26 protein-coding genes are annotated in these 24,806 nt (G+C 70.0%); 17 read left to right on the top strand and 9 right to left on the bottom strand.

Annotated features, from left to right (window positions below):
* The first annotated feature begins 23 nt into the window (after positions 1-23).
* The 4 genes from ACWDKQ_RS17890 to ACWDKQ_RS17875 all read left to right on the top strand — a co-directional run bounded on the left by ACWDKQ_RS17890 (position 24) and on the right by ACWDKQ_RS17875 (position 4,749).
* Entirely contained in the window at positions 24-1,595 is a 1,572-nt protein-coding gene (locus ACWDKQ_RS17890; protein ID WP_450139850.1) for a deoxyguanosinetriphosphate triphosphohydrolase family protein, read from the top strand.
* A 241-nt stretch (positions 1,596-1,836) separates the two neighbouring features.
* On the top strand, positions 1,837-3,465 hold the full coding sequence (locus ACWDKQ_RS17885; protein WP_450139849.1) for an ABC-F family ATP-binding cassette domain-containing protein: 1,629 nt from the start codon (positions 1,837-1,839) through the stop codon (positions 3,463-3,465).
* 188 nt (positions 3,466-3,653) lie between these two features.
* Positions 3,654-3,863 (top strand): helix-turn-helix domain-containing protein, encoded by a 210-nt coding sequence (locus ACWDKQ_RS17880; protein ID WP_010310662.1) that lies wholly within the window; start codon positions 3,654-3,656, stop codon positions 3,861-3,863.
* Between the two features lie 64 nt (positions 3,864-3,927).
* A complete protein-coding gene (locus ACWDKQ_RS17875) occupies positions 3,928-4,749 on the top strand; it encodes an enoyl-CoA hydratase/isomerase family protein (RefSeq protein ID WP_450139848.1) in 822 nt (273 codons plus the stop codon).
* A gap of 1 nt (position 4,750) precedes the next feature.
* Here ACWDKQ_RS17875 and ACWDKQ_RS17870 read toward each other — a convergent pair whose 3' ends face one another.
* Positions 4,751-5,485: a sugar isomerase domain-containing protein gene (locus ACWDKQ_RS17870; RefSeq protein ID WP_450139847.1), complete on the bottom strand. Its 735-nt coding sequence runs from the start codon at positions 5,483-5,485 to the stop codon at positions 4,751-4,753.
* Between the two features lie 154 nt (positions 5,486-5,639).
* Between ACWDKQ_RS17870 and ACWDKQ_RS17865 the strand changes: the two genes are divergently transcribed.
* Both ACWDKQ_RS17865 and ACWDKQ_RS17860 read left to right on the top strand, forming a co-directional pair.
* Complete coding sequence (locus ACWDKQ_RS17865) at positions 5,640-6,266, top strand: TetR/AcrR family transcriptional regulator (protein ID WP_450139866.1); 627 nt, start codon at positions 5,640-5,642, stop codon at positions 6,264-6,266.
* Positions 6,267-6,390: 124 nt separating this feature from the next.
* Positions 6,391-7,104: an Imm1 family immunity protein gene (locus ACWDKQ_RS17860; RefSeq protein ID WP_450139846.1), complete on the top strand. Its 714-nt coding sequence runs from the start codon at positions 6,391-6,393 to the stop codon at positions 7,102-7,104.
* 212 nt (positions 7,105-7,316) lie between these two features.
* Here the strand turns inward: ACWDKQ_RS17860 and ACWDKQ_RS17855 are convergent, their stop codons facing one another.
* On the bottom strand, positions 7,317-8,144 hold the full coding sequence (locus ACWDKQ_RS17855) for a M55 family metallopeptidase (RefSeq protein ID WP_450139845.1): 828 nt from the start codon (positions 8,142-8,144) through the stop codon (positions 7,317-7,319).
* 168 nt (positions 8,145-8,312) lie between these two features.
* Here ACWDKQ_RS17855 and ACWDKQ_RS17850 point away from each other — a divergent pair, with 168 nt between their 5' ends.
* From ACWDKQ_RS17850 to ACWDKQ_RS17835, 4 genes are read left to right on the top strand one after another with little or no spacing between them, the layout of a single operon-like run.
* The gene (locus ACWDKQ_RS17850) at positions 8,313-10,103 is read left to right on the top strand and encodes an ABC transporter substrate-binding protein (protein ID WP_450139844.1); all 1,791 of its coding nucleotides are present in this window, start codon (positions 8,313-8,315) and stop codon (positions 10,101-10,103) included.
* A 7-nt stretch (positions 10,104-10,110) separates the two neighbouring features.
* On the top strand, positions 10,111-11,148 hold the full coding sequence (locus ACWDKQ_RS17845; RefSeq protein ID WP_450139843.1) for an ABC transporter permease: 1,038 nt from the start codon (positions 10,111-10,113) through the stop codon (positions 11,146-11,148).
* On the top strand, positions 11,145-12,041 hold the full coding sequence (locus tag ACWDKQ_RS17840) for an ABC transporter permease (protein WP_450139842.1): 897 nt from the start codon (positions 11,145-11,147) through the stop codon (positions 12,039-12,041). The genes ACWDKQ_RS17845 and ACWDKQ_RS17840 overlap by 4 nt, the downstream gene beginning before the upstream one ends.
* Complete coding sequence (locus tag ACWDKQ_RS17835) at positions 12,038-13,714, top strand: dipeptide ABC transporter ATP-binding protein (protein ID WP_450139841.1); 1,677 nt, start codon at positions 12,038-12,040, stop codon at positions 13,712-13,714. The genes ACWDKQ_RS17840 and ACWDKQ_RS17835 overlap by 4 nt, the downstream gene beginning before the upstream one ends.
* Here ACWDKQ_RS17835 and ACWDKQ_RS17830 read toward each other — a convergent pair.
* On the bottom strand, positions 13,641-13,961 hold the full coding sequence (locus ACWDKQ_RS17830) for a type II toxin-antitoxin system PemK/MazF family toxin (RefSeq protein ID WP_450139840.1): 321 nt from the start codon (positions 13,959-13,961) through the stop codon (positions 13,641-13,643). The two genes, ACWDKQ_RS17835 and ACWDKQ_RS17830, sit on opposite strands and share 74 nt — an antisense overlap.
* Positions 13,958-14,182, bottom strand: a complete 225-nt coding sequence (locus ACWDKQ_RS17825; protein WP_450139839.1) for a hypothetical protein — start codon at positions 14,180-14,182, stop codon at positions 13,958-13,960. The genes ACWDKQ_RS17830 and ACWDKQ_RS17825 overlap by 4 nt, the downstream gene beginning before the upstream one ends.
* A gap of 85 nt (positions 14,183-14,267) precedes the next feature.
* Here ACWDKQ_RS17825 and ACWDKQ_RS17820 point away from each other — a divergent pair, with 85 nt between their 5' ends.
* Positions 14,268-14,591: an antibiotic biosynthesis monooxygenase family protein gene (locus tag ACWDKQ_RS17820; RefSeq protein ID WP_450139838.1), complete on the top strand. Its 324-nt coding sequence runs from the start codon at positions 14,268-14,270 to the stop codon at positions 14,589-14,591.
* A 19-nt stretch (positions 14,592-14,610) separates the two neighbouring features.
* On the opposite strand, the gene ACWDKQ_RS17815 is transcribed toward ACWDKQ_RS17820, so the two are convergent.
* The 4 genes from ACWDKQ_RS17815 to ACWDKQ_RS17800 form a co-directional block, all read right to left on the bottom strand.
* Positions 14,611-15,240, bottom strand: coding sequence for a uridine kinase (locus tag ACWDKQ_RS17815; RefSeq protein ID WP_450139837.1), 630 nt, complete (start codon positions 15,238-15,240; stop codon positions 14,611-14,613).
* A gap of 45 nt (positions 15,241-15,285) precedes the next feature.
* A complete protein-coding gene (locus ACWDKQ_RS17810; protein ID WP_450139836.1) occupies positions 15,286-15,537 on the bottom strand; it encodes an alpha/beta fold hydrolase in 252 nt (83 codons plus the stop codon).
* A 216-nt stretch (positions 15,538-15,753) separates the two neighbouring features.
* Positions 15,754-15,915, bottom strand: coding sequence for a hypothetical protein (locus ACWDKQ_RS17805; RefSeq protein WP_450139835.1), 162 nt, complete (start codon positions 15,913-15,915; stop codon positions 15,754-15,756).
* Positions 15,916-15,975: 60 nt separating this feature from the next.
* Entirely contained in the window at positions 15,976-16,908 is a 933-nt protein-coding gene (locus ACWDKQ_RS17800) for a S66 peptidase family protein (protein ID WP_450139834.1), read from the bottom strand.
* Positions 16,909-17,140: 232 nt separating this feature from the next.
* On the opposite strand from ACWDKQ_RS17800, the gene ACWDKQ_RS17795 reads away from it, so the two are divergent.
* The 3 genes from ACWDKQ_RS17795 to ACWDKQ_RS17785 are packed head-to-tail and all read left to right on the top strand — an operon-like array spanning position 17,141 to position 19,514.
* Positions 17,141-17,707, top strand: coding sequence for a DUF3090 domain-containing protein (locus ACWDKQ_RS17795; protein ID WP_450139833.1), 567 nt, complete (start codon positions 17,141-17,143; stop codon positions 17,705-17,707).
* Positions 17,708-17,712: 5 nt separating this feature from the next.
* Positions 17,713-18,507 carry an SCO1664 family protein gene (locus ACWDKQ_RS17790; protein WP_450139832.1) on the top strand — a complete coding sequence of 265 codons (795 nt, stop codon included), beginning with the start codon at positions 17,713-17,715 and terminating at the stop codon, positions 18,505-18,507.
* A gap of 44 nt (positions 18,508-18,551) precedes the next feature.
* On the top strand, positions 18,552-19,514 hold the full coding sequence (locus tag ACWDKQ_RS17785; RefSeq protein WP_450139831.1) for an MBL fold metallo-hydrolase: 963 nt from the start codon (positions 18,552-18,554) through the stop codon (positions 19,512-19,514).
* A gap of 49 nt (positions 19,515-19,563) precedes the next feature.
* On the opposite strand, the gene ACWDKQ_RS17780 is transcribed toward ACWDKQ_RS17785, so the two are convergent.
* Positions 19,564-20,802: a serine hydrolase domain-containing protein gene (locus ACWDKQ_RS17780; RefSeq protein ID WP_450139830.1), complete on the bottom strand. Its 1,239-nt coding sequence runs from the start codon at positions 20,800-20,802 to the stop codon at positions 19,564-19,566.
* 118 nt (positions 20,803-20,920) lie between these two features.
* Here ACWDKQ_RS17780 and ACWDKQ_RS17775 point away from each other — a divergent pair, with 118 nt between their 5' ends.
* From ACWDKQ_RS17775 to ACWDKQ_RS17765, 3 genes are all read left to right on the top strand, one after another.
* Positions 20,921-22,321: an ATP-binding protein gene (locus ACWDKQ_RS17775; protein WP_450139829.1), complete on the top strand. Its 1,401-nt coding sequence runs from the start codon at positions 20,921-20,923 to the stop codon at positions 22,319-22,321.
* Complete coding sequence (locus ACWDKQ_RS17770; protein ID WP_450139828.1) at positions 22,321-24,273, top strand: vWA domain-containing protein; 1,953 nt, start codon at positions 22,321-22,323, stop codon at positions 24,271-24,273. The genes ACWDKQ_RS17775 and ACWDKQ_RS17770 overlap by 1 nt, the downstream gene beginning before the upstream one ends.
* A gap of 20 nt (positions 24,274-24,293) precedes the next feature.
* Positions 24,294-24,806 (top strand): DUF397 domain-containing protein (locus ACWDKQ_RS17765; protein ID WP_450139827.1); only part of this gene is annotated, 513 nt, incomplete at its 3' end.

Raw genomic sequence — 24,806 nt, 5'->3', positions numbered from 1 at the left:
GCCAGGGCGGCTAACGTGAGGCCATGCAGGATGTGCAGCCAACCCGGACCGGGCGGCGCAGCGGGCGCTCCGGAGTTCGCAACGGCCCTGGTGATCTCGCCGCGAGCCCGTTCCGCGCGGACCGCGACCGGGTGTCCAGCTCCGCGTTCTTCGCCCGCCTCGGTGGCGTGACGCAGGTCGTCAGCCCCAGCGGCTCCGGGCTGTTGCTACACAACAGGCTGACCCACAGCCTCAAGGTCGCGCAGGTCGCGCGGGCGATCGCCGAGCGGCTGGTGGCCACTCCGGACAACGTGGCGCGGCTGGACCGGCTCGGCGGCTGCGATCTGGACGTGGTCGAGGCCGCCGGGCTCGGCCACGACCTTGGCCACCCGCCGTTCGGGCATCTCGGCGAGAGCGTGCTGGACCGGCTGGCCCGGCAGCGGTTCTCGCTGCCGGACGGGTTCGAGGGCAACGCCCAGACCTACCGCGTCGTCACCCGCATCGACGTGCGCGGCGTCGGAGGGGACGGCCTGGATCTGACCGCGGCCGTGCGGGCCGCGCTGCTGAAGTACCCGTGGACGCGGCTGTCCCGCCCGCAGCCGCACCCCCGGCACCTGGACTCGCCACCGCGCGGCGCGTCCGAACCGGAGGAGCAGCCGGGCACCGGGTCGGCGAAGTTCTCCTGCTACAGCACCGAACTCGCGGACATGATCGACGCCCGCGCAGCGTTCCGCGGACGGCTCGAGGGCTGGCAGCAGACCGTCGAGGCGTCGATCATGGACACCGCCGACGACATCGCCTATGCGATTCACGACTTGGAAGATTTCCACCGCGTCGGGATCCTGCAGCACACCAGCGTCTCGCACGAGCTGACCGAGTGGCTCGGGCACGCCGTGGAGTTCGCCGGCCGCTCCGACGCCGAGCTCGCCAGCGACGGCATGCGCCCCGGCTGCTCGCTGGAGCGGCTGCGCCGCCGGCTGCACGCCAAGGACGGCTGGATCGCTGACGACGAGGCCTTCGTCAGCGCGGTCAAGAAGGTCGTCGCGAATCTCGTCAACAAGCTGTTGGAGGTGCCCTTCGACCGCTCCCAGCTCGCCGAGCGGTCCATCGCTGCCTTCTCTGGTGAGTGGACCCAGCGCCTGGTGGAGGGCATCCAGGTCGAGGAGCACCCGAACACGCGGTCCGGGCACGTCGCGCTGGCGGTCGAGCAGTGGCATGAGGTGCAGGTGTTGAAGTTCGTGCACCGCCGGTTCGTGCTGCAGCGTCCCGACCTCGCACTGCACCAGCGCGGTCAGGACCGGCTGCTGAGCAAGCTCGTCGAGGCGCTGGACAACTGGCTGATCGACCGCAGCGAGGCCGCCCGGCTGCCCCACCGGCTGCGCGACCTCTTCGACCGGGCCCGCGCCGAGTTCGCGCAGTTGCTCAGTGAGGACCCGGAGCTGCTGGTCGTGCCGAGCGTTAGGGAGCCGGTCGACGCCGAGCGCCTGGAGCGGATGGCGCGCGGCCGGGCCGTGATCGACTTCGTCGCCTCGCTGACCGATGACCAGTCGGCCGCGCTGCTGGAGGCCCTGTCGGGCCGGACCACCCAGTTGTGGAGCGACACGTTCGTGCTGTGACGGGGGCTGTTCGGGTGTGACCGGTGTGATGCGGTCTGCGATCAAACCGGTGGACACCGCCCGATACACTGTGCTCGTGGTTAGCAAGCGTTTTGTGGTTCGCGTTCCCCGCGCCACTCCATCGCTGGGCTGCCCGGTCGTCGACTAGCGACCGCGCCGTTCAGCAGTGCCCACGCCCACCCGGCCCCGACTGGTGGGCGCGTTCGTGGAACCGCTTGACCACTATCCTTCGGAGCTTCCTTTGATTTCTGCCACCGGCCTGGAACTGCGCGCCGGCTCCCGCATCCTGCTCTCCGACGCGACCCTGCGCGTCCAGCCCGGCGACCGGATCGGCCTGGTCGGCCGCAACGGCGCGGGCAAGACCACCACGCTGCGCGTGCTCGCCGGCGAGGGTCAGCCCTACGCCGGCGACGTGGTCCGCCGCGGGGAGATCGGTTATCTCCCGCAGGACCCGCGCGAGGGCGACCTGACCGTGCCCGCCAAGGACCGGGTGCTGTCCGCGCGGGGCCTGGACCAGCTGATCCGTGACATGGAGAAGACCCAGACCGCGATGGCCGAACTGGTCGACGAGCGGGAGCGGGACAAGGCCATTGCCCGCTACGGCAGGCTCGAAGATCGCTTCGCCGCGCGCGGCGGTTACGCCGCCGAGAGCGACGCCGGGCGCATCTGCAGCAACCTCGGGCTGCCCGACCGGGTGCTCAACCAGCCTCTGAGCACGCTTTCCGGTGGTCAGCGGCGGCGCGTCGAGCTCGCCCGGATCCTGTTCGCCGCGTCCGAGGCCGGGCCCGGCGGCGGGTCGGCCAGCACGCTGTTGCTAGACGAGCCGACGAACCACCTCGACGCCGACTCGATCAACTGGCTGCGCGACTTCCTCAAGAACCACGACGGCGGCTTGGTGGTCATCAGTCACGACGTGGATCTGCTGGCCGCCGTGGTCAACAAGGTGTGGTTCCTCGACGCCATCCGCGGAGAGGCGGATGTGTACAACATGGACTGGGACCGCTACCAGGACGCCCGCGCCGCCGACGAGAAGCGCCGCCGCCGCGAGCGCGCCAACGCCGAGAAGAAGGCGTCGGCCCTGATGGCGCAGGCCGACAAGATGCGGGCCAAGGCGACCAAGGCGGTCGCCGCCCAGAACATGGCCCGCCGGGCGGAGAAGCTGCTGGCCGAGGCGGAGACCGAGCAGGCCCAGGAGAAGGTCGCCAAGATCCGCTTCCCAGAACCGGCAGCGTGCGGGCGCACCCCGCTGACTGCCGACGGCCTGTCGAAGTCCTACGGTTCGCTGGAGATCTTCACCGGCGTGGACCTCGCCGTCGACCGCGGCGCCAAGGTCGTCGTGCTCGGCCTTAACGGTGCGGGCAAGACCACCCTGCTGCGGCTGCTGGGAGGCATAGAGGAACCCGATTCGGGCGGAGTCGTGCCTGGTCACGGCCTGCGTATCGGGTATTTCGCGCAGGAACACGAAACGTTGGACCACGACGCCACGGTGTGGGAGAACATCCGTAGCGCAGCACCGGACACCCCCGAGCAGCAGCTGCGCACCCTGCTCGGCGCGTTCTTGTTCCAGGGCGAGCAGTTGCAGCAGCCCGCCGGCACCCTCTCCGGAGGTGAGAAGACCCGGCTCGCGCTGGCGGGACTGGTTTCCAGCGCGGCGAACGTGCTGCTGCTGGACGAGCCGACCAACAACCTCGACCCGGCCAGCCGCGAGCAGGTGCTTGACGCGCTGCGAAGCTTCGCCGGGGCGGTGGTGCTGGTCACGCACGATCCCGGCGCGGTGCAGGCCCTCGAACCGGAACGGGTCATCCTGTTGCCCGATGGGACGGAAGACCACTGGTCAGACGACTACTTGGACCTCGTCCAGTTGGCGTAACGACGGTTGCGCTCGCGGCGCGCACTACTACGGATGGATTAGTGCATTCCGGTGATCGCCGGACGCACATCTCGACCGTTGGCCGATCTTTTTTCCATGATCGCCTGGCGTTCCCGCGTTTCCTGTTCGATCATTGCGCTGACAGGGGTCGCGAGGCCCGACCTGCTCAGAGGGAAGGCGGGGACACCGTGGCTGAGCTGAAGAAAGGCGCGCGCATCACGGGTAGTGCGCGGGACAAGCTTGCCAGTGACCTGAGAAAGAAGTACGAGAAGGGGGCAAGCATCCGCGCTCTGGCCGAGGCAACCGGCCGGTCGTACGGGTTCGTGCACCGCGTCCTGAGCGAATCAGGCGTGCAGTTGCGGGGCCGCGGGGGCGCGACGCGCTCGAAGAAGAAGTGAGCACGGCGACCAGCGGTCGCCGGATTTCGACATAACAGACTCCAGCGATCTGTTCAGATCTGCAATGGAGGTCCGCTTGGCGGAGTCGATAGTGGACGCCGGCCTGTTGGATCGTGGCGGTGTGGGGCTCACGATCCACGGGCGGCGTGCCACGATCACCTTGAACCGCCCGGACAAGCTCAACGCGCAGACACCGCACACCTGGCAGGCGCTGCGGGAGATCGGTCGGTGCCTCGACGCGGAGATCCGGGTCGTGGTGGTGCGCGGCGCGGGCCGGTCGTTCTCGGCCGGCCTTGATCGTCGGCTGTTCGGATTCGCCGACGTCGACGGGGCGCCCGGGCTGGCTGCTCTGGCCCAGCGCCCCACCGAACTGGCCGATGCCGAGGTCGCCGGCTTCCAGCAGGGATTCAGCTGGCTTCGCGAACCCGACCGGGTAACCATCGCGGCCGTGCAGGGGCACGCCATCGGCGCCGGTTTCCAGCTGGCATTGGCCTGCGACCTGCGTGTGCTCGCCACCGATGCGCGGCTGCGCATGGCGGAGACGGGGCTGGGGCTCGTGCCAGATCTTGGCGGTACGTTGCCCCTGGTCAGGACCGTCGGTTACGCAAAGGCAGTGGAGATCTGCCTGACCGGGCGAGAAATTCAGGCGGAAGAGGCCGTGCGGCTCGGTCTGGCGAACTCGGTCGTCGAGCCCGAGCTGCTCGACGACGCGGTGGACCGGCTCGCCGAAGCCGTCACGCAACCGCCGGCCGGCGCGGTCCGCGAGACGCTGGCGCTGCTGGTCCAGGCCGACGAGGCCGTCGACCCGGAGCAGCAGCTCGCGGCCGAGCGCGCCGCCCAGTTGCGCCGCATCGCGGAGCTGGCCGAGCACTTCGGCTTGGAGTAGATCAGCGCAGGCCCGGCACCCGCTCCCCGTAGTGCGCGAGGTTCGCCGCGTTCGCCTCGTCTCCGCCGATCGTGTTGGAGCTGCGCCAGACCGGCAGGTCGACGCCTGCCGCCGCGGCGAGGTCATGCATCTGCACCAGCATCATGTTCCACAGGAACGCGTTGGCCATCGAGGACAGCGGCGCCGTCACCGGTGCTGTCGCCGGGTAGCTCGCATCGCCCCCGGGCACCAGGGTGTCCAGCACGATCCCGGCTGCTTCGGCCAGCGTCGTGCCCGCGCGCTTCGGGGCTTCGGTGCTCGCCGCCGGCGAGGTGATCGCGACGACCGTCGAGCCGGCCGCGCGGGCGAGCTTGGCCAACTCCACCGGGTACGGGTTTACCCCGGAGTTGGAGAACACCACCAGCGCGTCCGTGCCGCCGCGGAAGCCGGCCCCGGTGAGCACCTCTGCGGCCAGGCCGCTGCGGCGTTCGGTCTTGGTGCTGGCGACCGCGCCGTGCAGGGGCAGCAGGTCCGGGTGGTACAGCGGCCGGACCGGGGCCAGCCCGCCGGCCCGGTAGAACGACTCCATCACCCCGGCCAGCGAGTGGCCCGCGCCAGCGGTGAACACCAGGCCGTCCGCCTGGATGGCGGCGATGAGCCGGTCGGCGGCGGCCCGCAGGGCCTCGGCGTTGTACGCGCCGATCTTTCGCAGGTGCTCCAGCGTCTGCTCGGCGTGGACCAGGCCGGTTTCCGACATGTTTGCGCTCCCGTGGCGAGGCGATCGCTGACCTAAGGTCTATACCAATCATGTGGGTATCGGTCAAGACGCGCGGAGTGCCCCCGCCCACCACTGGTGTGGTGGGCGGGATACGCTGTTGATCAGCAAGCAAGATCCGACCGCCAGGGGATGCATGCCGCAACGAGGCAACCGCCGGGAACTGCTCGCCGACGCCGCCGTCGAGGTGCTGGCGCGCGAAGGAGGCCGCGGGCTCACGCACCGCGCCATCGACCGCGAGGCCGAGGTTCCAGAGGGCACCACCAAGAATTACTACCCGACGCGCAGCGCGGTGTTCCTGGCCGTCGCGCGTTATCTCGCCGCCCAGCACACCGCGGCGTTGCGCGACCTGCGCAGCCAGATTCCGGCGGACGTCACCGGTGCGGAAATCGCCGCGCTGTACGCAGCGATGCTGCGGCGGATGTCCACGAGCGCGAGGTCGCAGTTCCTAGCGCTGTTCGAGCTGCACCTGGAAGCGGTGCGCAACCCCGAGGTGCGGGAGGCGCTCGGCGCCATCACCGAGGCCAATGTGGACACCGCGGTGCAGTTGCACGCCGCGGTGGGGCGCAGGATGAGCCGCCGCGGCGCGGGATTGCTGGACGCGGGCATGCTCGGCGTGGCGCTGTCGATGCTCAGCCTGCCCGACGACCTGGTCGAGGAGCTAGGGCTCGACGATGCGGACGGACTGGCACGGGCGTTATTGTCGCTGGGCTCGGGTCGGGACGAACCGACGCTCGGGGTGCTGCGAGACTGCGCCGGTTGAACGAGGGCAGTCGGCCGCCCGGTGGCGCTGCGAGATCGCTGGATGACGCACGGTAGCCTTTGGCAAACGAGATCTGGGCAGGGCGTCCTGGGGGTCGCCCATGATCGAAGTGGATGCGGGGAGCATGTCGAATCCAGCGCAAGACGAGCCCGGCCCGCTCGAACCGCTTGCGGTCGTGTTCTCCCGCCTCGCCGACGTCCCAGTAGACGCCCTGGACAAGCTGATCGAGGCGACGCACGAGGTCTACGACGACCTGAACAAGGCGCTCGGCCACCCCTACTGGGCAGACCTGGTGTTCCACCAGGGCGCGGCGATCAAGGCGCTGAAGGAGGCGCGGATCTGCCTGGAAGGCCTGCGCGCCGAGGCGATCGGGGCCCGCAACACCGAACTGGGGATCACGGTCGCGACCGCGGTGGCCGACGGCGAGCGGTACTACGCGCAGACCGAGAACGACAAGGCCGAACTGGTGGACAAGGTGCTGCGACTGAAGCAGCCCGGCGCCAGCCACCTCTACGTTTGGGACCGCCCGCACGAGGATCCCGAGGCGGCCGGGCCATACCAGCAGGTCCGGATCGTCACCGACGTTGAGGCCGAGGTCGGCGTCCTGAACTTCACCGAGGAGTCCGAGGACGGCGAACTCCGGTCCTGGCACACGCTCAACCCGGAGCCGTCGGCGGAGGCGCCGGCGCTACCGTTCGACGCGGGCAGCACGCTGAAGTTCCCGAGCGACGCGGTCCTGCCATTCCGAGACCTCCGCGCCGCGCTGGACGAATTCGCCCGAACCGGTCAGCGGCCGGAGGCCGTGCACTGGCAGACCGCGCGCTGGGGAGACCTGTAGAGGTTGTTGGTTTTGTCTTTGAAGCCGCATTGCGCTTAGCCATCCTCGCGGCTTGCACCGCCGCGGTTTCTGAGACCTCGCCTGGCGAGGACAGCCCAGACGCCGCGTGTTGGTCTGGTCATATATGAGCCGGGGATCCCGGAGCCATACGGCGGCTGAGGTTCCGCCACTTGCGCCGCTACGCAGGGTGAGTCTGGAGCCAGTTTTCGTAGTCAGCCGTAGATGCCTTGGATTGCGCGGGCCGCGATGGTCGTCACGATCTTGAACGCTTTCATCGCCTCGGTCATGTTCGGCGCGTCGAACCCGACCCGCCGCACGTCCAATTGCTCGACGGTCGGGATCACCTCGGCGGCAGCGGCCAGGTGCGCGGCGTCGAACTCAACCTCGATGCGGTGCGGCCGGACCTCGCCCTCGGTCCGCCCGGCCAGCGCGAGGCTCTCGGTAGCTGCGGCGCGGATGTCGGCCGCGGTGCGGGCGGGTGGCCGGCAGATCGCCGCGTAGCGGCTCACGCATTCCTTGACCGCGACGGTCTTGGCAGCGGGTGCGTAGCCGGCGGCCTCGGTGCAGGCCCGGTCGTCGCCGGTGACCAGCAGGACCGGCACCCCGTACTCGGCGGCCAGCGCCGCGTTGAGGCCACCCTCCCCGGCAGGGACGCCGTCGAGCCACACCCCGGTGATGGAGTTCTCCAGGTAGGTGTGCGCAAGGACACCCTCCTCGCCCGCGCCCGCGTGGTAGCCGAGGAACACCACACCGTCCACATCCGAATCGATGCCCTGCATCATGGACAGCGGCTTGTGGCGCCCGGTCAGCAGCACGGCCCGCTGGTCGAGGTCCTCGAGTAGCAGGTTCCGCTGCGCGGAGTGCGCCTCGTTCACCAGTACGTCGGTGGCGCCGCCCGCGCAGAGCCCTTCGACGCACGCGTTGACGTCATCGGTTAGCAGGCGGCGGAAGCGCTGCCACTGCTCGGTCCCCGGCACCACGTCGTCGGTCCAGGTGACGCCGGTGACGCCTTCCATGTCCGCTGAGAGCAAGATCCGCACGGCCGCAAATCTATGCCGCTCAACCAGAATTCCGGGCGGCGACGCGCCGGTTGCGTAACGGTCCGATTCCCCTGCGTGACGCGGCTCGAAGACGACCTTCGGTTAACCATTGACGAACAGTGCCTGAAGATGGTTCCTTCTTCTCATTGCCACAAAGGAGGGGGCACCGTGAGCAGACGATTCGCCGTGCTCTGGGCCGTGCTGTTGGTCGGATTGCTGGCGCCGATGCCGGCATCGGCGCAGGGCGACGGCGCGCACCGGGACGGAGCGACGCTGCGGATCGGGCTGCAGCAGCAGATCGACTCGTTGAACCCGTTCCTGGGCTACACGGTGGCCTCCAGCGACATCTTCCGGTCCATCTACCCGACGCTGACGACCTACAGCCCGGACGACTTCTCGGTGATGCCGGAGCTTGCCGAGAGCTGGGAGCCCTCCCAAGACAAGCTCACCTGGACCTTCCGGATCCGCTCCGGCGTCAAGTGGTCCGACGGGCAGTCGGTGACCGCCCGCGACGCGGCCTACACGTTCAAGCGGATGATGACCGATCCGGCCGCGAGCACCGCGAACGGCAACTTCGTGAAGAATTTCGAGGCAGTCACGGCCCCGGACGACACCACGCTGGTGATCCGCACGAAGACGCCGCAGGCCACGATGCTGGCTATCGACGCGCCGATCGTGCCCGAGCACGTGTGGTCGAAGGTCGCCGACGTCGCGACCTTCGCCAACGACCAGATGCCGGTTGTCGGCAGCGGGCCGTTCACGCTCACCGGCTACCGCGCCGAGCAGGACGTCACGCTGACCGCGAACCCGGAGTTCTGGCGCGGTGCGCCCAAGGTCGCCGGGTTGCGGTTCATCCAGTTCAAGAACAGCGACGCCGCGGTGCAGGCGCTGCGCAAAGGCGACGTGGACGTCGTCCAGAAGCTGACCTCCGCGCAATTCGACGCGCTGGCCGGGCAGCCCGACATCCAGCAGGTCAAGGGTCAGGGGCGGCGGTTCTTCGAACTGTCGCTCAACCCGGGCGCATCCAACAGCGAGAACCAGCCGATCGGCACCGGCCACCCGGCGCTGAAGGACGTGCGAGTGCGGCAGGCCATCGACCAGGCGATCGACCGGAAGGCCCTGGTGGGGCGGGTGCTCGGTGGCTACGGCCAGGAGGGCGGCGGGTACCTGCCGCCGATCTTCTCCGATTACCACTGGACCCCGCCGCAGCCGCGGACCTTCGACCCGGCGGCGGCCAACCGGAAGCTCGACGAGGCGGGTTACGCGCGCGGCGCGGACGGCATCCGCCGGACCCCGCAGGGTGAGCCGCTGAACTTCAACCTCGTGCTGCACGGCTCCCGGTCGGAAGACACCCAGGTCGGTGAGTTCGTCAAGCGGTGGCTAGCCGATCTGGGCATCGGCGTCGAACTGCAGCCGGTGTCGGACAACCAGCTAAACGACCGCACCACCAGCGCCGACTACGACATGGTCGTCAGCGGCTGGTCGGCCAACCCCGACCCGGATTATGTGCTGCGGCTGCAGACCTGCGCGTCCCGGCCGGGCCCCGACGGCGGCGGCAACCCGGACACGTTCCTGTGCGACCAGCAGTACGACGACCTCTACAACCGGCAGCTCGGCGAGTTCGACCAGGCGAAGCGGGTCGATCTGGTCAAGCAGGCGCAGGCCCGGTTCTACGACCAGGCCGCCGGTCTGATCCTGTGGTACCAGAATTCGCTGGAGGCCTACCGCGCCGACCGCTACAGCGGGTTCAGCCTGCAGCCGAAGAGCGACGGCGTGATCGTGGCACAGCAGGGCTACTGGGGCTACTACGGCGCGCAGCCGACCGACAAGGCGCTGAACGGCTCGGGCACCGACTACACCGGTGTCGCCTGGGTGCTCGGCGGGCTCGTGGTGCTGGTCGGCGTCGTGGTGGCGCTCGTGGTGGTCCGCCGCCGCGCGACCGCCGACACCAGGGAGTGAGTGAGCCGTGTCCGAAGCACTCGTCACCGTCGCCGAACCGTCACCGCCGACCGGCAATGGCCACCGGATGGCCCGCTACCTGGGCGGCAAGCTCGGCGGCGGCCTGGTGAGCCTGTTCATGGTGGCGGTGCTGGGGTTCTTCCTGTTCCGGGTGATGCCCGGCGACCCGGTGCGCACCATGACGCGTGGCGCGCCGGTGACCGCGCAGCAGATCGCCGTGCTGCGGGAGCGGTTCGGCCTGGACCAGCCGCTTTGGAAGCAGTTCCTGGACTTCCTCGGCAACCTGCTGCGCGGTGACCTCGGCACGTCCTACACCTACAGCCGCCCGGTGGGCGAGCTGATCCTCGACCGCATCGGCCCGACCGTGCTGCTGGTGGGCACCGCGACCGTGATCGCCGTGCTGCTGGGGCTGTGGATGGGCAGCCGCGCTGCGTGGCGGCACGGCGAGGCCTTCGACAAGACGTCGACCTCGATCGCCCTGACGTTGTGGTCGGTGCCGACGTTCTGGCTCGGGTTGATCGTGCTGATGGCCTTCGGAGTCGGGGTCGGGCCGATCCCGGGCCTGTTCCCGGTCGGCGGGATCTCCTCGCCGGACACGCCGCCGGAGCTGCTGCCGCAGGTCCTCGACGTCGCCCACCACCTGGTGCTGCCGACGCTGACCATGGTGGCGGTGATCTACGCCGAGTACCTGATGGTTATGCGCTCGTCGTTGCTGGAGGAGATGGGCGAGGACTACCTGACGACCGCGCGCGCCAAGGGCCTGCGCGAGGACCTGGTGCGGCGCAGGCACGCGGTGCCCAACGCGCTGCTGCCCACCGTCACGCTGATCTTCCTTCGGCTGGGGTTGGTGGTGGCGGGCGCGATCACGGTGGAGACGGTGTTCTCCTGGCCGGGCCTGGGACTGCTGACCTACGAGGCGCTGCGGGTGCCGGACCTGCCGTTGTTGCAAGGCATTTTCATCGTGCTTGCCGGAAGCGTGGTGGTGATGAACGTGTTGGCCGATTTGTTCTACCGGGTGCTCGATCCGAGGGTGCGGGAATCATGACAGCCACTGCCGGGCAGATCATCTGGGCCCGCCGCAAGACCCGCGCGGCCGAGGCGTGGCGCGTCTTCCGCGCGGACCGGGCCGGGCTGGTGGGTCTCGTGCTGCTGGCCGTGGTCGGCGCGTTGGCGTTGTTCGCGCCGCTGCTCACCGACGCCAGCGGCCTGGACGTGACGCGGGCGCCCGGCGAGCCGTTGCAGGCGCCGAGCAGCGAATTCTGGCTCGGCACCGACGAATCCGGTCGTTCGGTGCTGCTGCTGACCTGGTGGGGCGCGCGGGTGTCGCTGGTCGTCGGGCTTGCCGCGGCGGTGCTGTCGGTCTTGATCGGCACCTTGGTGGGGGTGCTCGCGGCCCACTTCGGCGGCTGGACCTCCCGGGTGCTGCTGCGCTTCACCGACTTCTTCCTGGTCCTGCCGTCCCTGGTGCTGGCCATCGCGTTGTCCACGGTGCTCGCCCGCGGGCTCTGGACGATCGTGCTGGCGATCGGGGTGACGGCCTGGCCGGCCACCGCGCGGATGGTGCGGGCCCAGACGTTGACCGTCGAGTCCCGCCCCTACATCGAGCGGGCGCAGGCCCTGGGCGCCGGGCACGGCCACATCATCGGCCGCCACGTGCTGCCCGCGGTGCTGCCGCTGGTGTTCGCCAACACCACGCTGTCGGTGGCCAGCGCGATCATCGCCGAGTCGACGCTTTCGTTCCTGGGCCTCGGCGACCCGAGCCGGGTGTCGTGGGGTTCGATGCTGAAGTCCGCGATGGACACCGGCGCGGTCACCGGCGGTGCGTGGTGGTACTTGCTGCCGCCGGGCCTGGGGATCGTGGTGGTGGTGCTCAGCTTCACGTTGTGCGGGCGTGCGCTGGAGACGGTGTTCAATCCGAGGTTGCGGGGGCGACGGTGACTCCGATTCTGCAAATGCGGGACGTGGCGGTGACCTACCGGGGCGCCCAGGGGGTCTCGCCGGGAATGGTCGCGGTGGCAGGCGTGAGCCTGAGCCTCGCGGAGGGCGAAACCCTAGGCCTGGCAGGGGAATCCGGTTGCGGCAAGACGACGCTGGCGATGTCCGTGCTGCGGCTGCTGCCGAGCTCGGCGCGCATCGACGGCGAGATCCTGCTGGACGGCAAGGACGTTCGCGAGATGACGTTCGGGCAGCTGCGCGCGGTGCGCTGGGCGAGCGCATCGGTGGTTTTCCAGGGCGCGATGCACGCGCTGAACCCGGTGCGCACCATCGGCGATCAGATCGCGGAGCCGATCAGGCTGCACGGCCGGGCGAAAGGCGACCTGCGCGAGCGGGTCGCGGAGCTGCTCGCGCAGGTGGAACTCCCCGCGGAGCGGGCCGATGCCTACCCGCACGAGCTCTCCGGCGGGCAGAAGCAGCGGGTGATGATCGCGATGGCCCTGGCCTGCGAGCCGCGGCTGGTGATCGCCGACGAACCCACGACCGCGCTGGACGTGGTGGTGCAGGCCCAGATCCTGGAGCTGATGGGGCGGCTGGTCGCGGAGCGCGGCATCGCGCTGATGATGATCAGCCACGACCTGTCGGTGCTGTCGGCCAGCTGCGCCCGGCTCGCGGTGATGTACCAGGGCCAGGTCGTCGAGCACGGTCCGTCGCGGCAGGTGATGACCGCGCCGCAGCACGCGCACAGCAAGGCGCTGGCCAGCGCGTTCCCTACGGTTGGCGACCCGCGGTTCCGGTTCACCGCAGGGGTGCAGAGCGGATCGGCGCTGCTGTCCGCCGAGTCGGTGTCGGTCGACTTCACCAGCCGCTCCGGACAGACCGTGCACGCGGTGCGCGGGGTGGACCTCGCGGTCGACGAGAACGAGATCGTCGCGCTGGTCGGGCAGTCCGGCTCCGGCAAGACGACGTTGGCCCGGACGATGCTGGGGCTGCAGCAGCCGACCGGCGGTGCGGTGCGCTTCGACGGCGTGCCGCTGCCGACCAGCAGCGCGGGGCTGCGCGAGTACCGCAAGCAGGTGCAGTTGGTGCTGCAGGACCCGACCGGGGCGCTCAACCCCCGGCACACCGTTTACGAAGCGGTGGCGGAGGGTTTGCGCATCCACGGCATCACCGACGACGAGCCGGGGAGGGTCGCGGCGGCGCTCGAGGCGGCGGAGCTGCGGCCAGCGGAGAAGTTCTTCGGCCGCCTGCCGCAAGAGCTGTCGGGCGGCCAGCGGCAACGCGTGGTGATCGCCGGTGCGCTCGTGCTGGAGCCGCGGGTGCTGGTCGCCGACGAACCGGTGGCGTCGCTGGATGCGACGGTGCGGGGCGAGATCTTGGCGCTGCTGCTGCGATTGCGGGTCGAACGCGACCTGTCAACCCTGGTGATCACCCACGACCTCGGCCTGGCCTGGAACATCGCCGACCGGGTGGCGGTGATGTACCAGGGGAACCTCGTCGAAGTCGGCCCGGTGGAACAGGTCCTGCTGGACCCCCAGCACGACTACACCAAGACACTCCTGGGGGCCGTTTGCGTCGGTGGAGCGCCGCGTGGCGTAGAAGTCAGATCAGGCCGAACCGCAGAAGCAATGCCCGGTCCAGGTCGGCGAGTTCTCCGGCGCCGAGCGAGCCCTTGAAGTCGCCCAGGCGCTCCGGTGACACCGAGTAGATCTGGTCGGTGAGAATCCTGCTCTTGGTGCCGTTCAACTCGATCTCGGGCCGGTAGACCGCTGCGCCCGCCCGGGTGGAGGTGAGGGCGACCGCGATGGTGCTGGTGGAGAAGTGGTCGGACTGGATGATTACCGCGTACCGCTTGCCTTGTTGCTCGTGTCCGCGCGCTCCGGGGAACGCCTTGATCTCGTACACGGCGCCCCGGAAGATCACTCGGCGACTCCCATGAACCGCTGGATGGCCAGCATTTCGGCCTGGTCGTCAGGATCTTCTTTCAGCCGCTCGGCGTCCTTCGCCGCCTGCTCCAGCAGAATCTCCTTGTAGGTCCGCAGGAGTGCGTAGCGGACCGCCTCGGATCGGCTCCGCGTATCGCCGGTTAACGCCTTCAGCGCGGTCTCCATGGCTTCATCGGTGCGAACGTTCAGCGTGCCCATACAACCAACTGTAACACATTTTGTAATACGCGAGCTTGTGTGCTCAGTCCGGGAATTGTCGGTGGTGCGGGGCAGGATGTTGCGCGTGGCTACGACGATCGAGCCGGGTGCCCCGGTGACGACTCTGATCAACGTCTTCACGGTGGCGCCCGAGCGGCAGCGGGAGCTGGTGGAGCTGCTGGACAATGCGACCGAGGAGGTGATGCGGCACCTGCCCGGGTTCGTGTCGGCGAACATCCACGCTGGCCTCGACGGCAAGCACGTCGCGAACTACGCCCAGTGGCGCAGCGAGGACGACTTCAGGGCGATGCTCGCCAACCCGGCCGCGCAGGAGCACATGCAGGCCGCGGCCGCCGTCGCCACGTACGAACCGGCGCTCTACCGGGTCGAATCCAGCCATCACATCTGATCCGTCCGCTACCGCCGGCTCAGTCCAGGCTGTCGATGACGGCAGGGCGGCCCGGGCGATCCACTCGGACCACGTAGTCCGCGACGTTGTCCGGGCCGACCTCCTTGGCGTAGCGCCCGAATGCGGGCAGGGTCCAGCGGTCGGCCTCGGGAGTCCGCCGTTCGAGCGCGGCTTCCGGCAGCCACAGGTGGACGGTGAAGTCGAACGCCAGGTTCGCGCCGAGTAGCAGTGGTCCGTCCACAATGGCCACTCCCCGGTCCGGGAGGCAGATCCGCGGCAGGCGGGGGGAGCGGTCCGCCCCCGCGTCCCACAGGGCTGGCAGGACCAGGCCGTTCCCTCCTTCGGCCAACGGGGTCAGCACCTCGCGGGTCAGGCCCGCGAGGTCGAACCAGCTCTCGTAGAACGAATTCGCGTCGCGGTGCCCGTGCTCCAGCCGCAGCGACGCCGGGCGCACGTAGTCCGAGGTGCGCACCCGGACCACCTCGCGTCCGAGCGTCCGCAGCGGCTCCACCAGGTGGTTGGCGAAATCGCCGGTGTCCGCGGCGGGTGCGCCGTCCACCGCCACCCGCGCCCAGCGCCCCGGAAGCGCGTCGATGCGTTCGACCACCTCCGCCGCCAGCAGGTCTGGTGCGATGGGGCGGACGCGCATGGGACACCGTTGTCGTTGCGGGCGGGTTGCTGACGAGGCTATCAACTACGCCGCGGGCGCCAGGAATTCCCGCAGGTGGGCCGAGCACTGCCTCCGGGCCGCTCCTCGGGCGGGGAAGTGGCCGCACTCCGGGATCTCGGCACGGGTGACATCCTCGGCGTATTCGCGCCAGATGTCGTGTATCGGCAGCTGGGCGGGCAGGCCGGCCGAGCCCCACAGGGTCAGCAGTGGCATGGCCGGCTTCCGGCCCGCCTCCGTGTCAGCGTCGTCGTGCTCGCTGTCCTGCGGGAACGACACCCGGCAGTCGTCGAAACCGGCCCGCAGCGCTCCTGGCGCGCCGAGAAGGCACGCACGTACTCGTCGATCGCCACCGCCTCCCGGCCGTGCCGGTTGACCGTCCAGCGCTCGAAGAAGTATCCGAGGTAGCCCGCGACGTCGGCGCTGGCCAGCCGTCAGGCAGGTCCGGCTGCATGTGGAACAGCCGGTGCCAGTAGGCCAGGCCGGTTTCGGTGTTCAGCCGCCGTCACGTCTCGCGGGTTTGCACGATGTCCAGCAGTGCCAGCCGGTCGATCCGCGCCGGGCGGTCCAGGTTCCAGCGGTGCGCACCCGTGCGCCCCAGTCGTGGCCGACGATGCCGACCGCGTCGAAGCCCAGCGATTCGACCATGGCGGACATGTCGGCCGCCATCGTGCAACCGGGCGAAGGCGCGCCACGTTACGCACGGCGGAAGGCCAACTAGCGCAGCGCCGGTTGGAGGATAGAGAGGCGCTGCGCGTCGGTGTCGAGTTCGGCGGCCACGCCGAGCGGGATCGTGCGCTGCGCGTCGCAGTGGCCGAAGCCGAGCTCCCACATGATCGGCACACCGAGGCCGCCCAGCCGGTCCGACATGACCGCGCGCACCTCCTCCAGGGGCCCGCATTCGGTCCAGGAACCGAGCGCGATCCCGGCGGCGTGGTCAAACCAGCCCGCGCGCAGCAGTTTCGTGACGAACCGGTCCAACCGGTAGGGGTCCTCCGTGACGTCCTCGAGCATGGCGATCCCGCGCTCCGGTGGGGTCGGTGCGTCCGGCGCGCCGAGGGAGCCCGCGACCATGCTCAGGTTGCCGCCGTAGATAATGCCCCGTGCGCGCCCGTGCACGAGCGCGCCCGCGTTGGAACGCGTCAGGATCGTGACCGACTCGGGCTGGAACAGCGTGCGGCGCAGGTGCTCCCGCGCCGCGGGGTCCTCGACGAACGCCTTCGTGGCCAGCATCGGCCCGAACACCGTGACCACGCCGAGCTGGGTGGCGAATGCGTCGTGCAGGGCGGTGATGTCGCTGGAGCCGGTGAACACCTTCGGTCCGGCCGCAGCCATCTCGGTCCAGTCCAGGTGGTCGAGGATCCGCATGCTGCCGTAGCCGCCGCGCACGCAGAACACCGCGGTGACGTCCGGGTCGCACCACGCCTCCTGCAGGTCGGCGGCGCGGTCGGCGTCGGTGCCCGCCAGGTAGTCCAGGTGCGGATGGCGGTCGCGGACGTGCTTGCCGACCCGCGCGTTCAGGCCCCACGAGCGCAGCTGCGCCAGCCCGGCGTCGAGCAGCTGCTCGGGCACCGGCCCGGCGGGGGCGACGAGCGCCACGGTGTCCCCGCTGCGCAGCCTGTGCGGGCGACGTAGTTCGCGCATGCTCATGGCGTGCTCCATCCCGCGATCCTGACCACCGCCCGTGATCGTATCGGCCCGCAGCGTGCAGCGCCGGAGTTCGCCAATGGCGAACAAGGTTGAAACCGGTGGTCGAAAGGAGTGCTCAACGAGTAAACCGGCGGATGGCCCGGTGGAAACCGGTCCGGCCCGAAACGGTGATGAACAAAACGGGGGCCAGCCGCGCACGGCCAGCGCGCGGTGGCCTAGTGTCGGAGGTGCCATGGCTCGTGTCATCCACGTCTTCCGTCAACCCGACCGATTCGTCGCCGGAACGGTCGGTGAACCCGGTGAACGCACCTTCTACCTGCAGGCGTCCGAGGATGTCCGCACGGTGAGCGTGCAGCTAGAGAAGCAGCAGGTGTCGGTGCTGGCCGAACGCATCGGCGCGCTGCTGGAGGAAGTGCAGCGGCGGTTCAACACCGACCTGCCCACCCAGACCCCCGACGACCTGGTCGACACCGACCCGCTGGCGGTGCCGGTGGACGAGGAGTTCCGGGTCGGCACGATGGGGCTGGGCTGGGACGCCGAGACCGAAGCGGTGGTCGTCGAGCTGCTCGCGGTCACCGAGGAGGAGATCGACGAGTCGGTGGTCCTCGACGACACCGAGGAGGGCCCCGATGCCCTGCGGGTGTTCCTCAGCCCAGCGCACGCCCGAGCGTTCGCCGAGCGCGCCGAGCGCGTCATCAACGCGGGCCGGAAGCCGTGCCCGCTGTGCGCCGAACCGCTGGACCCGGCCGGTCACATCTGCCCGCGGCAGAACGGCTACCGCCGCTCGGAAGAGGTCTGACCGGCGTGCGCGCCGATGATCCCGCGGTCCGCGGACTGCTCCTGCACGGCCGGTTGGACGTGCAGGGGCGGCTGGTGGAGGCGTCGAACGCGACGTTGTTCTGCGTGATCGAGGCCGACGGCGTCTCAGCTGAGTGCGTCTACAAGCCGGTGCGCGGGGAGCGGCAGTTGTGGGACTTCCCGGACGGCACGCTCGCCGGCCGTGAGATCGCGTCCTACCTGCTGTCCGAGGCCACCGGCTGGGGGCTGATCCCGCCGACGCTGCTGCGCGATGGCCCATTTGGGCCGGGCATGGTGCAGCTGTGGGTGGACACCGAAGAGGATTCGCAGCTGGTCGACATCGTCGTCCCGGGCGGGGTGCCGGATGGTTGGCTGCCGGTGCTGCGTGCCCAGGACCACCGCGGCGACCCGGTGGTGCTGGCACACGCCGACCACGAGCAGCTGCGGCTGTTAGCGGTGCTCGACATCGTGATAAACAACGCTGACCGCAAGGGCGGGCACATCCTGCACGCCCCGGACGGCCAGGTGCTGGGCGTCGATCACGGCGTGAGCCTGAACACCGACGACAAGCTGCGCACCGTGCTCTGGGGCTGGATCGGCCAGCCGCTGCCGGCCGACGCCGTCGACCGGCTCGGCGAGCTGCGCGCCCTGATGGAGGGCCCGCTGGCCGCTGAGCTGGCAGAACACGTGACGCCGAAGGAAGTCCAGGCGGTCAACGCGCGCATCGAGCGGCTGCTGGAGGACGGGACGTTTCCCGCTCCTTCCGGGGAATGGCCCGCCATCCCCTGGCCCGCGTTCTGAATCCGCGGGTGCGGACCGGCTGCTGGGCGGGGCAATCTGGTCGGGTGCGAACCCAGTACCAGCAGCCGATGATCCAGCCCTCCTACGCCGACCGCCTGCACGCGCCGCTGCCCCGCTTCAGCGACGTGATGCGACTGATGTGGACCGGCGGATTCCGTGGCCGGGTGGAGGACTCCAACCGGATCCCGGTGCTGCGCACCGGGCTGCCACCGGTCACGGCGCGCGACACTGCGGTCACCTGGGTCGGCCACGCGACCTACGTGGTGCGGACGGCCGGGGCCACGGTGCTCACCGATCCCGTTTGGTCGTCCCGGATTCCTGGCGTGCCGCGCCGGCTGACGCCGCCGGGTGTCTCCTTCGCCGAGTTGCCGCCCGTCGACGCGGTCGTGATCAGCCACAACCACTACGACCACTTGGACGCGCCCACTGTGCTGCGGCTGCCGCGCGACACTCCGTTGCTGGTGCCCGCCGGGGTGGGCCGCTGGTTCCGGCGCCGCGGCTTCACCGAGGTCATCGAGCTGGACTGGTGGCAGTCCGCGGAGGTCGCCGGGCTGACGTTCGACTTCGCCCCCGCGCAGCACTGGAGCCGCCGCGGCCCGCGGGACACCTGCCGCAGCCTATGGGGCAGCTGGGTGATCTCCGGCCCAGAGCACCGGGTCTACCACGCCGGGGACACCGGCTACGGCCCGCACTTCGCCGAGATCGGGCAGCAGTATCCGGGCATCGACGTGGCGATGGTGCCGATCGGCGCGTACGCGCCGCGGTGGTTCATGAAGCCGGTGCACATGAACCCGGAGGAGGCGGTGCAGGCGGTGGCGGACCTGGGCGCGAGGTACGCGGCGACGATGCACTGGGCGACGTTCGTGCTGACCCGGGAACCGGTCGTCGAACCGCTGACCCGCGTCCGCAAGGCCTGGCGCGACACCGGCCGCGACCCGGAGCAACTCTGGGACCTCGCCATCGGCGAATCCCGCGTCCTGGGGTCGGGGGGCCGAAATTTCCATTAAAATCGAAGGTCCGATTTCCATTGACATTGCGGAGAACGAAAACGGTCTTTCAGTCCACTAGGGACTGGTAGACGAGTTGGTGCAGTTGGGGACGGATCGGGTGGGTGCTCGACGGCATCAGCTGAGTCAGGAACAGCACCGTCAGGTCCTCCGCCGGGTCCACCCAGAACGCGGTGCTGGCCAGGCCGCCCCAGGAGAACTCGCCCCGGGAGCTGATCACCTTCGCCGCCAGTGGGTCGCCGATCACCGCGAAGCCCAGCCCGAAGCCCTTGCCCGCGTTGGCCACCTCGGAGACCGACCCGAGCGCCAGGGTTTCCAGGTCCGCGCCGCCGGGCAGGTGGTTTCGGGTCATGTACCGCATCGTGCGGCTGCCGAGCAGGCGCGTGCCGTCGAGCTCGCCCTCCCCGCGCAGCATCTGCGTGAACCGGTGGTAGTCGTGCGCGGAGGAGAACAGCCCGCCGCCGCCGGAGAGGGCCTTGGGCAGCTCCAACGCCGTAGCGTGCAGCTCCGCGTGCTTCGGGTGCGGGCGGGCCTTGCCCTGCGGGTCGGCCGCGTAGAGGGTGGCGAGCCGGTCGGCGTTGGCGCGGTCCACCGCGAAGCCGGTGTCGGTCATGCCCAGCGGCTCGAAGATGCGGGTGCGGAAGAACTCGTCCAGCGTCTGCCCGGACGCCACCTCCACGATCCGGCCCAGCACGTCGGTGGCCACCGAGTAGTTCCAGGCAGTGCCCGGGTCGAACAGCAGCGGCATGCTCGCCCACGCGTCGCAGCAACCCGCCAGGTCGAGGTCGGCGGCCATGCCGAACTCGAATCCGGCGCGGCGGTAGAGCTCGTCGACCGGGTTCAGGTAGTGGAAGGCGTACGTTAGGCCGGCGGTGTGCGTCAGCAGGTGCCAGATCCGCATTTCCTCGGCTGCCGGGCGGGTCTGCGGGGCGCGGGCGGTCCCACCTCGGTAAACCCGCAGGTCGGCAAACGATGGGATGAAGTCGGCGACCGGGCCGGTGAGCTCGAAGGCACCCTCCTCGTGCAGCATCATGATCGCCACCGAGGTGACCGGCTTGGTCATGGAGTAGATCCGGAACAGCGTGTCGGTCTGCACTGGGGCGCCGCTGGCGATGTCGCGCATTCCGTGCGTCGACAGGTGCGCGATCTTGCCGTGCCGGGACACCAGCGCCAGCCAGCCCGGCAGCTTGCCGGCCTCCACGTACTTCGCGAAGTGCTCGTCGATCCGGTTCAGCCGGGCGGCGTCGAAACCGACTTCGCCGGGATCGACCTCGATTTCCAGGCCCACTTGATCCTCCTGCGCATGCCATCGCGGGTTACTTGGTGTTTCTACTCCAGCGCGCCCACATACGAAATCCTTTCTGCTATGGCAGCGCTTGTCGGTTCGTGCCGGTAGCGTCGGGGGCGTGACGACCCCGACTCAACCCGAAGGGCTGCCCCGCACGGCAGGAGCGCTGCGGTCCAGCGGCCACGTCCCGCGCAGCGTCAAGGCCGAGCTGCGCGCCAACCTGCTGACCGCGCTACGCTCCGGCCGGGCGCTGTGGCCCGGCATCGTCGGATTCGACCAGACGGTGCTGCCGCAGCTGGAACGCGCCCTGATCGCCGGGCACGACGTCGTGCTGCTCGGGGAGCGCGGGCAGGGCAAGACGCGGCTGCTGCGCAGCCTCGTGGAACTGCTCGACGAGTGGACTCCAGTGATCGAGAGCTCGGAACTCGGCGAACACCCGCTGCAGCCGATCACCCCGGCCTCCCGCCGCCGCGCCGTGGAGCTCGGCGACGACTTACCGGTGGCCTGGCGGCACCGCAGCGAGCGGTACGTGGAGAAGCTGGCCACCCCTGACACCTCGGTCGGCGACCTGGTCGGCGACGTGGACCCGGTGAAGGTCGCCGAGGGCCGCTCGCTGGGCGACCCGGAGACGATCCACTTCGGACTCGTGCCCCGCGCGCACCGCGGCATCGTCACCGTCAACGAGCTGCCCGACCTGGCCGAGCGGATCCAGGTGGCGCTGCTGAACGTGATGGAGGAGCGGGACATCCAGATCCGCGGCTACAGCCTGCGGCTGCCGCTGGACGTGCTGCTGGTCGCCACCGCAAACCCCGAGGACTACACGAACCGGGGCCGGATCATCACGCCGCTGAAGGACCGCTTCGGCGCGGAGATCCGCACCCACTACCCGCTGGACGTCGATGACGAGGTGTCGCTGGTGCGCCAGGAGGCGGACCTGCCGGCCGAGGTCGGCGACCACCTGCTGGAGGTGCTCGCCCGCTTCGTCGGCCACCTGCGCGAATCCGCCGCGGTCGACCAGCGCTCCGGGGTGTCGGCCCGGTTCGCCATCGCCGCCGCCGAGACCGTCTCGGCCGCCGCGCTGCACCGGTCCGCGGTGACCGGCGAGCACCCGGCGGTGGCGCGGCCGGTCGACCTGGCGGCGGTGCCCGCCGTTCTGCGCGGCAAGATCGAGTTCGAGGCCGGCGAGGAGGGCCGCGAGGACGAGCTGCTGGGCTACCTGCTGCGGCGCTCGGTGGCCGACACCGCCCGCGGCCTGTTCGCCGGGCTGGACCTTCAGTCGCTGGCCCAGGCCGTCATCGACGGGCACCCGGTGGCCACCGGTGAGCGCGTCGCCGGGCGCGACGTCCTCACCGCGCTGCCGGAGCTGCCTGTGCTGCACCAGGTCGCCGAGCGGCTCGGGGTGCGCGCCGGGGACCCGCCGGGGCGCATCGCCAGCGCCGTCGAGCTGGCGCTGGAGTCGCTGTACCTGGCGAAGCGGCTCGGCAAGGACGCCGATGACGACCGGTCGGTGTACAGCTGATGAGCCGTCGGTTCCGGTACAACGCGTGGCACGGCGGGGCGGATCCCCTGGCGCCGCCGGTGGATCTGCGTGCGGCACTGGACCAGATCGGCCGCGATGTCATGGAAGGCGCCTCGCCGCGCTCCGCGCTGGAGGAGTTGCTGCGCACCGGCACCCGCGACGTCGCTGGTCTCGACGAGCTCACCCGGCGGCTGTGGCAGCGGCGCAGCGAGATGCAGCGGCGGCACCGGCTCGACGGGACGATCTCCGAGGTCCGTCGGCTGCTGGACCGCGCGTTGGAGGCGGAGCGGCTGGCGCTCGCGGCCGACACCAGCGGGGACGCGCGGTTCCGCGAGTTGCAGCTGGGCGCGCTGCCGCCGGACGTCGCGGGCCAGGTCTCGGAGCTGGCGAACTACGACTGGCGGTCGCCGGACGCGCGGGAGATCTTTGAGGAGCTCCGGCAGATGCTGGGCGCCGAGTTCCTCGAACAGCGCTTCCAGGGCATGAAGCAGGCGATGCAACAGGTCACGCCTGAGGACGCCGAGCGGGTGCGGCAGATGCTCGGCGACCTGTCTGCGCTGCTGGCCGCGCACGCCCGCGCAGACTCCGACATTCAGCAGAAGTTCGAGCAGTTCATGGCCAGCCACGGCGAGTTCTTCCCGGAGAACCCGCGCAACGTCGACGAGCTGATCGACGCGCTGGCGGCCCGCTCGGCGGCCGCCCAGCGGCTGCTGAACTCCATGAGCGAGCGGCAGCGCGCCGAGTTGATGTCGCTGTCCCAGCAGGCTTTCGGCGACCCGCGCATCGCCCGGGCGTTGCAGCGGCTCGACCAGCAGCTGCAGGGGCTGCGGCCGGGCGAGGACTGGACGGGCCGGGCGCGGTTCCGCGGCGACCAGCCGATGGGGCTGGCCGAAGCCACGGCGGCGATGGCCGACCTCGGTGAGCTGGACCGGTTGGCGGAGCAGCTCGGGCAGGCCTATCCGGGTGCGAGCCTGGAGGATATCGACCTGGAGGCGCTGGAGCGGCAGCTCGGCCCGCAGGCCGTTGTCGATGCGCAGCGGCTGTCGGAGATCGAGCAGCAGTTGCGGCAGCAGAGACTGCTGCAACGGGCACCCGACGGCAGCTTGAGGCTGTCACCGCGCGCCCTGCGTCGGCTCGGGGAGACCGCGCTGCGCTCAGTGATCGCGCAGCTGCGGTCGCGGCGCGGCGAGCGCGACACCGACCGCGCGGGCGCGGCGGGGGAGTTGACCGGCACCACGCGGCCGTGGAGCTACGGCGACGCGGAGCCGTGGGACGCCGTCCGCACTGTGCGCAACGCCGTGCTGCGGCGCGCGGCGGAGGGGCCGGATTCGGCGCAGCTGGACATCTCAGACCTGGAGGTGGCCGAGACCGAGCAGCGTTCGCGCTCGGCGGTGGTGCTCTGCGTGGACACGTCGTGGTCAATGGTGCAGGACGGCCGCTGGGTGCCGATGAAGCGCACCGCCCTCGCGCTGCACCACCTGGTCGCGACCCGGTTCCGCTCGGACGCGCTGCAACTGGTGACCTTCGGGCGCTACGCGTCCACTGTGGACGTCGGTGAGCTCGCCGCGCTGGAAGGGGTTTGGGAACAGGGCACGAACCTGCATCACGCGCTGCTGCTCGCGGGCCGCCACCTGCGCCGCCACCCGGACGCCCAGCCGGTCGTGCTGGTGGTGACCGACGGGGAACCCACCGCCCACCTCGAACCCGACGGCGAGGCGGTGTTCCAGTACCCGCCGACGCGGCACACCCTGCAGGTCACGCTGTCCGAAGTGGACGCCCTGCACCGCCTGGGCGCCACGTTGAGCGTCTTCATGCTCGGCGAGGATCCGAGCCTGAAGGCTTTCGTGGACATCGTGGCCCGCCGCGGCGGCGGCCGGGTCCTGGCACCCACCCCGGACGGCCTCGGCGCGGCGGTCGTCGGCGACTACCTCCGCACCAAGCGCCGCCGCTGACCCACTCGATCCGGTGATAGGTGAGGGGCACCCTTGAGTCACTGGTTGGCTCAGGTGCCCCTCACCTCGAAAAATTCGCTCGTACAGGTGTAGACGAGGCGGATCTCGGGGGTGTCGGCGTCCTGGCTTGGCGGAAGTCCAGCTACAGCGCGAACAACGGTGATTGTGTCGAGACCGCGTTCGCGACCCGAAGCGGGGCTGGCTGGGGGAAGTCCAGTTACAGCACGAACAACGGCGCACGTGTCGAGATCGCCGTCGCTGACACGGTCGTCGGGGCTCGGGATTCGAAGAATCCTGGTGGCCGGAGCTTTGGTCCGGTGGGGCTGGATGGGGCGGCTTCGTCGCCGCCGTCAAGGCCGGGCGGTTCGGCCTCGTATGACTGCCTGAAGAGGCTGTTTTGGATGTGGTGGAGACCCTGGTGGTTAATTCTCGGGTTGAGTGAGGGTGTGTTGGGCAGGCCCGGGATGATGATCTTGCGGCAGTCTTGTGGTGTCTGGCCGCAGGATGGAGATCGTGGTGTCGGTGCAGCCGCA

The sequence above is a fragment of the Saccharopolyspora sp. NPDC000995 genome, from assembly GCF_053599315.1.
The sequence above is the reverse complement of the archived record's forward strand: the minus strand, read 5'-3'. Positions and strand labels throughout refer to the sequence as shown.

Bases quoted from the DNA above. Each gene is read 5' to 3' on its own strand.
- ACWDKQ_RS17890 (WP_450139850.1), top strand. From the start codon at position 24: ATGCAGGATGTGCAGCCAACCCGGACCGGGCGGCGCAGCGGGCGCTCC.
- ACWDKQ_RS17875 (WP_450139848.1), top strand. From the start codon at position 3,928: ATGGAGGTCCGCTTGGCGGAGTCGATAGTGGACGCCGGCCTGTTGGAT.
- ACWDKQ_RS17870 (WP_450139847.1), bottom strand. From the start codon at position 5,485: ATGTCGGAAACCGGCCTGGTCCACGCCGAGCAGACGCTGGAGCACCTG.
- ACWDKQ_RS17865 (WP_450139866.1), top strand. From the start codon at position 5,640: ATGCCGCAACGAGGCAACCGCCGGGAACTGCTCGCCGACGCCGCCGTC.
- ACWDKQ_RS17860 (WP_450139846.1), top strand. From the start codon at position 6,391: ATGTCGAATCCAGCGCAAGACGAGCCCGGCCCGCTCGAACCGCTTGCG.
- ACWDKQ_RS17840 (WP_450139842.1), top strand. From the start codon at position 11,145: ATGACAGCCACTGCCGGGCAGATCATCTGGGCCCGCCGCAAGACCCGC.
- ACWDKQ_RS17825 (WP_450139839.1), bottom strand. From the start codon at position 14,182: ATGGGCACGCTGAACGTTCGCACCGATGAAGCCATGGAGACCGCGCTG.
- ACWDKQ_RS17815 (WP_450139837.1), bottom strand. From the start codon at position 15,240: ATGCGCGTCCGCCCCATCGCACCAGACCTGCTGGCGGCGGAGGTGGTC.
- ACWDKQ_RS17805 (WP_450139835.1), bottom strand. From the start codon at position 15,915: ATGTCCGCCATGGTCGAATCGCTGGGCTTCGACGCGGTCGGCATCGTC.
- ACWDKQ_RS17800 (WP_450139834.1), bottom strand. From the start codon at position 16,908: ATGAGCATGCGCGAACTACGTCGCCCGCACAGGCTGCGCAGCGGGGAC.
- ACWDKQ_RS17795 (WP_450139833.1), top strand. From the start codon at position 17,141: ATGGCTCGTGTCATCCACGTCTTCCGTCAACCCGACCGATTCGTCGCC.
- ACWDKQ_RS17770 (WP_450139828.1), top strand. From the start codon at position 22,321: ATGAGCCGTCGGTTCCGGTACAACGCGTGGCACGGCGGGGCGGATCCC.